At 47.1% G+C, this 9,308-nt stretch carries 10 protein-coding genes; 8 read left to right on the forward strand and 2 right to left on the reverse strand.

Translation table 11 applies throughout. The features are described 5' to 3' along the window. The first annotated feature begins 74 nt into the window (after nt 1-74). The 4 genes from HWQ42_RS00115 to HWQ42_RS00130 all read left to right on the forward strand — a co-directional run bounded on the left by HWQ42_RS00115 (nt 75) and on the right by HWQ42_RS00130 (nt 4,034). A complete protein-coding gene (locus HWQ42_RS00115) occupies nt 75-1,244 on the forward strand; it encodes a zinc-dependent alcohol dehydrogenase (protein ID WP_292808226.1) in 1,170 nt (389 codons plus the stop codon). A 123-nt stretch (nt 1,245-1,367) separates the two neighbouring features. Beyond that, a complete protein-coding gene (locus HWQ42_RS00120) occupies nt 1,368-2,546 on the forward strand; it encodes a zinc-dependent alcohol dehydrogenase (protein WP_292808228.1) in 1,179 nt (392 codons plus the stop codon). Between the two features lie 54 nt (nt 2,547-2,600). Beyond that, complete coding sequence (locus HWQ42_RS00125; RefSeq protein ID WP_292808230.1) at nt 2,601-3,164, forward strand: type 1 glutamine amidotransferase domain-containing protein; 564 nt, start codon at nt 2,601-2,603, stop codon at nt 3,162-3,164. A gap of 30 nt (nt 3,165-3,194) precedes the next feature. Further along, nucleotides 3,195-4,034, forward strand: a complete 840-nt coding sequence (locus tag HWQ42_RS00130) for an aldo/keto reductase (RefSeq protein WP_292808232.1) — start codon at nt 3,195-3,197, stop codon at nt 4,032-4,034. Nucleotides 4,035-4,276: 242 nt separating this feature from the next. Here HWQ42_RS00130 and HWQ42_RS00135 read toward each other — a convergent pair whose 3' ends face one another. Then, complete coding sequence (locus tag HWQ42_RS00135) at nt 4,277-4,459, reverse strand: hypothetical protein (protein WP_292808234.1); 183 nt, start codon at nt 4,457-4,459, stop codon at nt 4,277-4,279. 235 nt (nt 4,460-4,694) lie between these two features. Between HWQ42_RS00135 and HWQ42_RS00140 the strand changes: the two genes are divergently transcribed. Both HWQ42_RS00140 and HWQ42_RS00145 read left to right on the forward strand, forming a co-directional pair. Then, complete coding sequence (locus HWQ42_RS00140; protein WP_292808236.1) at nt 4,695-5,522, forward strand: tetratricopeptide repeat protein; 828 nt, start codon at nt 4,695-4,697, stop codon at nt 5,520-5,522. 83 nt (nt 5,523-5,605) lie between these two features. Further along, the gene (locus HWQ42_RS00145; RefSeq protein WP_292808238.1) at nt 5,606-5,800 is read left to right on the forward strand and encodes a hypothetical protein; all 195 of its coding nucleotides are present in this window, start codon (nt 5,606-5,608) and stop codon (nt 5,798-5,800) included. Between the two features lie 250 nt (nt 5,801-6,050). Here HWQ42_RS00145 and HWQ42_RS00150 read toward each other — a convergent pair whose 3' ends face one another. Beyond that, on the reverse strand, nt 6,051-6,767 hold the full coding sequence (locus HWQ42_RS00150; RefSeq protein ID WP_292731699.1) for a heme oxygenase (biliverdin-producing): 717 nt from the start codon (nt 6,765-6,767) through the stop codon (nt 6,051-6,053). 572 nt (nt 6,768-7,339) lie between these two features. Here HWQ42_RS00150 and glmM point away from each other — a divergent pair. Together glmM and HWQ42_RS00160 are read left to right on the forward strand one after the other, a co-directional pair. Continuing rightward, nucleotides 7,340-8,812, forward strand: a complete 1,473-nt coding sequence (gene glmM / locus HWQ42_RS00155; RefSeq protein ID WP_292808240.1) for a phosphoglucosamine mutase — start codon at nt 7,340-7,342, stop codon at nt 8,810-8,812. Nucleotides 8,813-9,142: 330 nt separating this feature from the next. Continuing rightward, nucleotides 9,143-9,280: a hypothetical protein gene (locus HWQ42_RS00160; protein WP_292808242.1), complete on the forward strand. Its 138-nt coding sequence runs from the start codon at nt 9,143-9,145 to the stop codon at nt 9,278-9,280. Nucleotides 9,281-9,308 lie beyond the last annotated feature (28 nt).

A 9,308-nucleotide genomic window follows, 5' to 3' on the forward strand; every position in this document is an offset into this window, starting at 1 on the left:
TCACTGGTGGATTAAAATCGGGGCTTAATCGTAAGTGATTTACCGAACATGATATGACCTAAGGACTAATGACTATGAAAGCAGCTTGCTGGCATGGTGCTAATGATGTGCGGGTCGAAACAGTTCCCGATCCAAAAATTCTCAACCCGCGCGATGCCATCCTTAAAGTGACATCAACAACCATTTGTGGTTCTGATTTGCACCTCTACGATGGTTACATTCCGACGATGCAACCGGGTGACATTCTTGGTCACGAGTTTATGGGGGAAGTTGTTGAAATTGGTAGCGAAGTCAAGCAATTGCAAAAGGGTGATCGCGTGGCTGTCTCTTCCATGGTCGGCTGCGGCTCTTGTTTCTTCTGCCAACGAGATTTATGGTCACTATGCGATAACTCCAACCCCAACGCTTGGATGCAGGAGAAGGTGTTTGGCTTTGGTACGTCGGGAATTTATGGCTATTCCCATTTATTCGGTGGCTATGCCGGTGGCGATGCAGAATATGTTCGCGTGCCGTTCGCTGATTTCGGCGCGCTCAAACTTCCCCAAGACATTCCCGATGAAAAACTGCTGCCGATCACCGATGCCTTTCCCACCGGCTACATGGGAGCAGATTTATGTAATATTCAGCGTGGAGACATCGTAGCAGTCTGGGGTTGTGGCCCAGTCGGACAGTTCGCTATGGTCAGTGCCTATCTACTCGGTGCCGAGCGCGTGATTAGCATCGATCGCTTTCCCTACCGCTTGCAACTGGCTAAGGACTTCGCGAAAGCGGAAACGATCAATTATGAGGAAGTCGATGCGGGCGAAGCCCTGAAAGAAATGACAGGCGGGCGCGGTCCCGATGCTTGCATTGATGCCTGTGGCATGGAAGCCCATGGGATCGGGCTGGAAGGATTCTACGATGAAGCGAAGCAGGCAGTACGGCTGGAAACCGATCGCCCTCATGTGTTGCGGCAAATGATTCTGGCTTGTCGCAAGGGTGGCACTCTGTCGGTCATGGGCGTTTATGCTGGCTTCGTGGACAAGATGCCGATGGGCGCTTTCATGAACAAAGGTTTGACGCTCAAAACGGGACAAATGCACGGTCAAAAGTATATGCCTCGGTTGCTGGGTCACGTCATCGAAGGCGAAGTCGATCCATCTGCTGTATTCTCACATCGCCTCAGTCTAGAAGACGCACCACGCGGCTTTGAGCTTTTCAAACACAAACAAGACAACTGCGTCAAAGTTTTACTCAAACCCTGATTTCAAGCAAATTTTGGGGTGCGGCAAGGTGCAAAGACGCTAAGGAAGCTTGTCATCTCTTACCCTTTGCGTCTAACGCTTCGCCTCTGGCTAATACGCTAAATAAAAAAGGAGAACAACTCAATGAGAGCAGTTTGCTGGCACGGCGCTAACGAAGTGCGGGTTGAAACAGTACCCGATCCAAAAATCATCAATCCGCGTGATGCGATTGTCAAAATCACGTCAACGGCGATTTGCGGTTCTGATTTACATCTTTATGACGGTTACATCCCCACGATGCAAAAGGGCGATATCCTGGGTCATGAATTCATGGGGGAAGTCGTTGAGCTAGGCAGTGCTGTCAAGAATGTCAAGATAGGCGATCGCGTTGTCGTCCCCTTTACCATTTCCTGCGGCTCCTGTTTCTTTTGTCAAAAAGATTTATGGTCGTTGTGTGATAACTCCAACCCTAACGCTTGGATAGCAGAAAAACTGATGGGTCATTCCCCATCTGGTCTTTTCGGCTACTCCCATATGATGGGTGGCTATGCTGGAGGTCAAGCTGAATATGCCCGCGTTCCCTTTGCCGATGTCGGTTTATTCAAGATTCCTGATGGACTAACAGACGAACAAGTCCTGTTTCTGACGGATATCTTCCCCACTGGCTACATGGCAGCGGAAAACTGCGATATCCAGCCAGGAGATACTGTAGCGATCTGGGGCTGCGGTCCAGTCGGACAGTTTGCCATTAGAAGTGCATATATGCTAGGTGCCGAGCGCGTCATTGCGATTGATCGAGTTCCCGAACGCCTACAGATGGCGAAAGACGGCAAGGCAGAAGTCCTTAACTATGAGGAAGTTGATGTTGGTGAAGCCCTCAAAGATATGACCGGTGGGCGCGGTCCAGATGCTTGCATGGATGCTGTGGGAATGGAAGCCCACGGTACGGGTCCTGATGCGTTTTACGACCAGGTAAAGCAAGCCGTGCGTATGGAAACCGACCGACCCACTGCCCTAAGGCAAGTGATTGTTGCCTGTCGCAAAGGTGGCACTGTTTCAATTCCTGGTGTTTACGGCGGCTTTGTAGACAAGATACCGATGGGTGCTGCCATGAACAAAGCCTTAACATTTAAAACGGGACAAACGCACGTTCATAAGTACTTGCGCCCGTTACTCGATCGCGTCCAAAATGGCGATATTGACCCATCTTTTGTAATCACCCATCGTCTGCCGCTAGAACAAGCACCGCACGGCTACGAAATTTTCAAGCACAAGAAGGACAACTGTATCAAGATCGTGCTCAAGCCAGGTCAGGCTGCCTAAAACCCCACAAGAACACGAAAAAACCAAGTCTAGCCAATACTTTAGGAGGTAGAGATGACAGAAGAACTCACAAATAAGAAAGTTGCCATTCTTGTTACAGATGGCTTTGAGCAAGTTGAAATGGCTCAACCCAAGCAAGCCCTTGAGTCAGCAGGTGCTCAAACCCACATCATTTCACCTAAGAGCGATCGCGTTCAGGGCTGGAACCATTATGACAAAGGGGATTTTTTCCCGGTAGATGTCCCCCTCGATCAAGTAAATCCAGCCGACTATGATGCCCTCCTGCTTCCCGGTGGTGTTGCCAATCCAGATCAACTTCGGACTAAAGCCTCTGCGATCGAGTTTATAAAGTCCTTCTTCGATGCTGACAAGCCCGTAGCGGTGATCTGCCACGGACCTTGGACTCTGATCGAGGCAGATGTGGTGCGCGGACGGCGGCTCACCTCGTGGCCGTCGCTCAAGACCGATCTCCAGAACGCAGGTGCCCAGTGGGTAGATCAGGAAGTTGTAGTTGATAGCAACCTCGTGTCGAGCCGCAAGCCAGACGACATCCCAGCCTTCAACCGGGAAATGATCGAGCTGTTCAGCCATGCAGGGCAGGTACGGCAGATGGTGTGAGGACTCGGAGCGTTAATCAGGAGGACAGGTATGGAACAGCATCGATTTGGTTCCACGCAGCGCGAGGTGGCAGCGATCGGTCAAGGAACCTGGTACATCGACAACGGTGACCGCGCCTCTGCGATCGCCGCTTTGCGCCAAGGACTCGATCTCGGCATGACCCACATCGACACGGCACAGATGTACGGCAGCGCCGAAGAGGTGGTCGCAGAGGCGATCGCTGGACGACGCGATCGGGTTTTCCTGGTTTCCAAGGTTCTTCCTGGAAATGCTTCTCGGAGAGGGACGATCATAGCCTGTGAGAAATCCCTTGCTCGACTTCATACCGATCGGCTGGACTCTTATCTGTTGCACTGGCGCGGTCAACACCCACTGGAGGAGACGATCGCTGCCTTCGAGCAGCTTCAGCACGAGGGGAAGATTCTCTGCTGGGGCGTGAGCAACTTCGATGTGCCTGACCTTGAAGCAGTCCAGAAGATCGCTGGCGAGGGTTCTCTCGTCTGCAATCAAGTCCTTTACCATTTGAGAGAGAGAGCGATCGAACACGCTGTGATCCCCTGGTGTGAGAAGCATGAGGTCGCCGTAGTCGCATATAGCCCGTTCGGTCATGGGGATTTTCCCAACTCGCGCACAACCGCAGGTCGCGTACTACAGGAAATCGCCGCCGCCCATAACGCCACCCCTCGCCAAGTCGCGCTCCGATTTCTGGTGCGGCATTCCTCGCTCTTCGCAATCCCCAAAGCATCCAACCCCGAACACGCCGCTGAAAACGCGGGAGCCGGGGAACTCAATCTGACCCAAACCGAACTCGATCGAATCGACGCAGCCTTCCCGACCGGATCTCGTCCCCGCGTGCTTCCCATGCTGTAAGCCTGATTGGCTCGCCTGCAGGCTGCCTGCCCATGAAAGGCACCGCGCTGATGGAGAAGACTTCCGAGCTTTTTGCCTAGCCGCCCACCATTGAGGAGGTTGACATCGTTAGCTAGTCAAGCTTCCTTAATGGGGGAAAATAGCGAGAGCGGATTTTGTCATACAAAATCGGAGTTGTACCAATCTTCTCCCAAAGGTTTTCATAGTTGAAATTCTTGAAAGGTCTGTGCCTGACGAGGGCATCATAACTTGCCCAGAGGTATAACATCTGTCCATTGGGATGATAGCGGCACTTCAAAAGCAATTGGCATCATCAGTGCAACAAATTCGCTACTAGAGCCGAGTTTACCTACTTCTCCCTTGTCTATCTCTTGTAAAGCTGCATCTAATCTATCAACTGCGTTCGCGTAGCGTGCCGGAGGCATTCGCTTTTCCTACCCAAGTGGGAATTGACTGTTGCCAACCGTTCTGCTGAGTGACAATTGGCCCAGCGATGTATTGAACAATTTCACGACTTGCTCCTGCTAGATCGAGTAGGCTGGCTGTTACAGCTTTGTTAATCCCTTGGCTGGTTAGTAACTGAAATATCTAAAAGTAATTCACCGCAGTACTTTCAGGCTATCTTGCCCCTGGTGACAGCTTTGCTATATCTACGCCGAGTTGGAACAAAAAGCAACATCTGCCGAAGAAGTGAAAAATTATGAAGAAGCCGCTAATATTTGGCGGAGTTTGATTGAGCGCGATGTCTACGACGGGCTACGCCTACGCAAAAATAGCTCCGCTTACGCCAAGCTGGCAGATATCCTATCTAACCAAGGCAAGATTGCAGAGACTATCGCTGCTTATCGCCAAGCGTTACAATTAAATCCCAGTGCCGATATTTACGTCAATTTAGGTAATTTTCTCGCAAAAAAGGGACGAGCCACAGAAGCGATCGCCGCTTTTCGTCAAGCTATCAAACTTGAGCCTGACAGTAGCACGTATTACTACTACACTTTAGCTTCACAGCTGATGGAAATTGGTAATACACAGGAAGCACTATTAGCTTACCGTCAAGCGCTGAAACTTCAGCCGGATGCAGATAATTACAACAATTTAGGTAATATCTTGCGTAAATTAGGCAAACGAGAAGAGGCGATCGCTGCTCACCGTGAGGCCTTGAAAATTGATCCCAAGAGTTATCTGGCTTACTACTATCTGGGTGACATGCTGGAATATAAAGAAGCCGTTGATATCTATCGTCAAGCGAGTAAAAATGACTCCACAAATGAAGTCTATTATGAACGTTTGGCATCACTTTCATTAGAGCGTGGCTTCGTCAATGAAGCGATCGCTGCTTACCGCCAACTAATTAAAATCAAACCTGAAGCTTCAACATATATACAACTGGCCGATATCTTGATGAAACAAGAAAAACCAGAAGAAGCGATCGCTCTTTACCGCCAAGCTGCTGCCAAAGAACCTACGGATTATTATTACAGTAACTAGAGTCAAGACACTAGCTCAACAGGAGAATCTAGATGAAGTTCTGGGAATTTGCCAAAAGGTGGTAAAAACTGGTGAAGGCAGTTATGACACCTGCTCTAATATCAATTTGCCACTTTACAAGCAAAAAGGCTTTACTTGTCATGGCTTTTTATCAGCCGCTAGGAAATATGATTCCACGTCGCAAAATGGCTGAACTTTACATCAAACTTGGCCGAGAGATTTCCTATGATGAATCTAGTGATAGCTCAAAACAAGAGGCCACAGCAGTTTTTCAGTAAGCATTAAAAATAGATCCAGAAAACGCTGATGCTCAAGAGGCCCTCAAGAACTTAATTGCTTCTTAAACATACATAATTGAGGGGCAATCTCCCCATGCTTGCTTTCACATCTCAAAAGCAGTCACAAGGCTATTGCCCCTAAATATTTTGAGCGTCGATCGCTCTTTCGCCAGAAACACCTATGAATTATCCTTCATCAGGCTATCTGGACTTATGACTCCACACACCATACTCCGCAATCTCAACACGATTACTCAGCTGTGACGAGTTCAGTACTACCACGTGTACGACGCCGTGTAAGACTATTATACAGCATCACACCGATCGCCTTGATCAAATTACCTTCCAATTCCTGGAATAGCTTCATGTTCGTGCCAAAGGCGGCGTTAGCTTCATCAACGATGCGATCGGTTGCCGCCTCGTCAAGGGGTAATTCATCCAAAGTTTGCCGATATTTGGCTTTGAATGCCTTCTCATCAGGAATTTCTGGAAACTCATAAAAGGCTGTTCCTTGTCCATCAGACAAATTCATCGCTGTTACAGCAATATTTTTGAGAATTTGTCCCCCGGATAAGTCACCTATGTAACGAGTGTATGAATGGGCGATTAACAATTCCGGTTCTGTAGCAGATATTTCTCGGATGCGCTGTACATAAGCTTCACCTGCGGGAGATAGTTTGATTTGCTCTCTCCAGTTTGCACCAAAATAATAACTCAGGTCTTGCTCTAAGCTATGCTTGCGGTTTAGCTGAGGAAAGTTAATTTTAGAAACTATTGGGTGCTGGCGGTGCTTTTCTATTTCCTCTTCCATCGCTGAGTAGACGAAGTAGAAGTTAGCAACAAGTTTCCGGTAAGAGTTTTTTTCCACTACTCCTTTTAAAAAGCACTTGACAAAACCTACATTTTCTGCCATTGTGTGGGCTTTCTTAGTGCCTACACGTAATTTGGTTGCTAAATTGCTGCTCATGCTAAATTTCTCAACTTTAAAAAGTTAACTGCCGGAGTTTTGATTTACTAACGGCTAAAAAAGCCATTAAAACGTTACCTTAAAACTATTTGATGAGAATTTATATTAAAATTTTTTAAGCTGCAATGATTCTGTCGTTTTTAACACAGCAACAAGGCTAAGAGGACAGAATTTTAGATTCCAGTATTTTGATTTTTTGTCGTTATTAGCTGAATCTTGCTTTCATTCTCCGCTTGGATGAAAATATTTGTGATGCGTAGAAAGTAATATTTATTACATTATTACTTAGTAATAGCATTGTAAAGTGTGAACTAATACAGATAAAAATTAAAACGAAAATTGTCGGCATAAAAGGAATAATTAGCTAAGATGTGGAGACTTTACTAATAACGTAAAAACCAATACTGACTTTATCAAAGATTTACAATCCAAGAAAGGAAAATTCAGTATTATTACGTAAATACATCTCGATCTAGAATGAATTTCTAAAGAGAAAAAGCATGTCAAAATTGCTGAATAAAGTCTTAAGTGCTATTTATTTTTCAGTGTGATTGTGTGGAGTGTTTAAAAATATGGTTTCATCTATAACTCGGACATCGGGCATTTCTGGGGGTTCTACTTCTGAAGTTGAGGGATTGGGCAAAGGGATTGAGAGCAGTTTTGGACTAAATTTAATCTCATTACCAGCAAATCCCTTATTTGGCACAGATGGGATTCGCGGACGAGTGGGAGAATTACTGAGTGCGCCCCTAGCATTGCAAGTTGGTTTTTGGACGGGGATTGTTTTACGTAATCATGCTACTCAAGTAGGGCCAGTCATTCTCGGACAGGACTCTAGAAACTCCAGCGATATGTTGGCAATGGCTTTGAGTGCAGGGTTAACAGCAGCGGGGTTAGAGGTTTGGTATTTGGGATTATGTCCCACTCCTTGCGTTGCCTATCTCACCAGTATCAGTGATGCCATTGGCGGAGTGATGATTTCTGCCAGCCACAATCCCCCAGAAGACAATGGGATTAAGGTTTTTGGTGCCAATGGTGGGAAGTTACCGCAAATATTGCAGGCAGAAATTGAAGCGGGACTGCGTGGCAAGATATCACCGATCGCTAGAGTCAATAATTGCGGACGGCATTACTCACGTTTCGAGTTAGTGGAAGATTATAGCTCGGCGTTGAAAAAACCCTTGAACGGTGCCCTAAATCTTCAGGGAATGAAGATTGTTTTAGACTTGGCGTGGGGAGCCGCAGTTGGGTTAGCACCATCAGTATTTACACAAATGGGGGCGGAGTTAATCTGTTTGCATAACGAGGCAGATGGCGATCGCATCAATGTTAACTGCGGTTCCACGCACCTAGACATTCTGGCAGCAACGGTACAAGAACACAACGCCGATATCGGCTTTGGCTTCGATGGCGATGCCGATCGCGTCTTAGCAGTCGACAATACAGGCAGGCAAGTTAACGGCGATTACATTCTCTATCTGTGGGGACGACACTTACAACAAAACCAACAATTACCAGACAACCTGATTGTATCTACAGTCATGGCCAACTTAGGCTTTGAGAAAGCTTGGCAGCAAATTGGTGGTAACTTAATTCGTACCGCAGTTGGCGACCAATACGTGCAAGCCGAAATGCAGCGGACTGGAGCAATGTTAGGTGGCGAACAATCAGGTCATATTCTTTGCCGTCATTATGCCGTAACTGGAGATGGCTTGTTAACAGCATTACACATAGCATCTTTGGTGAGAGAGGCGGGTGTTCCCTTGAGCGAATTAGTAGATCGAAGCTTCCAAACCTATCCACAATTGTTGCGGAACGTGCGCGTTGTTGATCGCGATCGCCGTTTGGGATGGCAAGATTGCCAACCTGTGCAACAAGCGATCGCTCTTGCGGAAGCTGCAATGGGCGATTCCGGCAGAATTTTGGTTCGCGCCTCTGGCACAGAACCAGTCATCAGAGTAATGGTGGAAGCAGCCAGTGCCGAACTCGCCAACTACTGGACAAATGAACTAGTTTCGCAAGTACAGCAGCATCTGATGGACTAAGTTAGCTAATACCTCATTTGAATTCTAGATCGCTAAAGATGCGATAAATCATCACAAAGACGCGATAAATCGCCGTCTCTACAAAAGACTAATTATTGTAGAGACGGCTTTTATCGCGTCTCTTGCCCTCTAAGTCCAAGATATGTTGCAGCACTAATTCCTTGTAGCGCCAGAAGTGTATCATCAAATTCTGGCATTGCTAAATTTTTAATCACCTCCCAAACAAAGAAGAGTCCGAATTCCTGAACGAGCTTCTTTTTCAGGTATAAAGTCTTTTGATAATCAACATTTCTTGGCCATCGGCTGGTGATGATTTATGAGTGTCCAGAAGTGACTGCTATTCCTTTAACAGTTCGAGCAAATTGGCTGCGTCAAATTTATCCACAAATCCAGGTGATTGAAGCGTGGGATGGGCCAACTGAGGTTGGTGATACTCCTCTCATATCATGTTCGGATAATCACTTATGATAAAAGTAGGGATGAAAACGATGAACTA

This window comes from Nostoc sp. JL23, from assembly GCF_017115065.1.
Taxonomy (GTDB): Bacteria; Cyanobacteriota; Cyanobacteriia; order Cyanobacteriales; family Nostocaceae; genus Nostoc; species Nostoc punctiforme_A.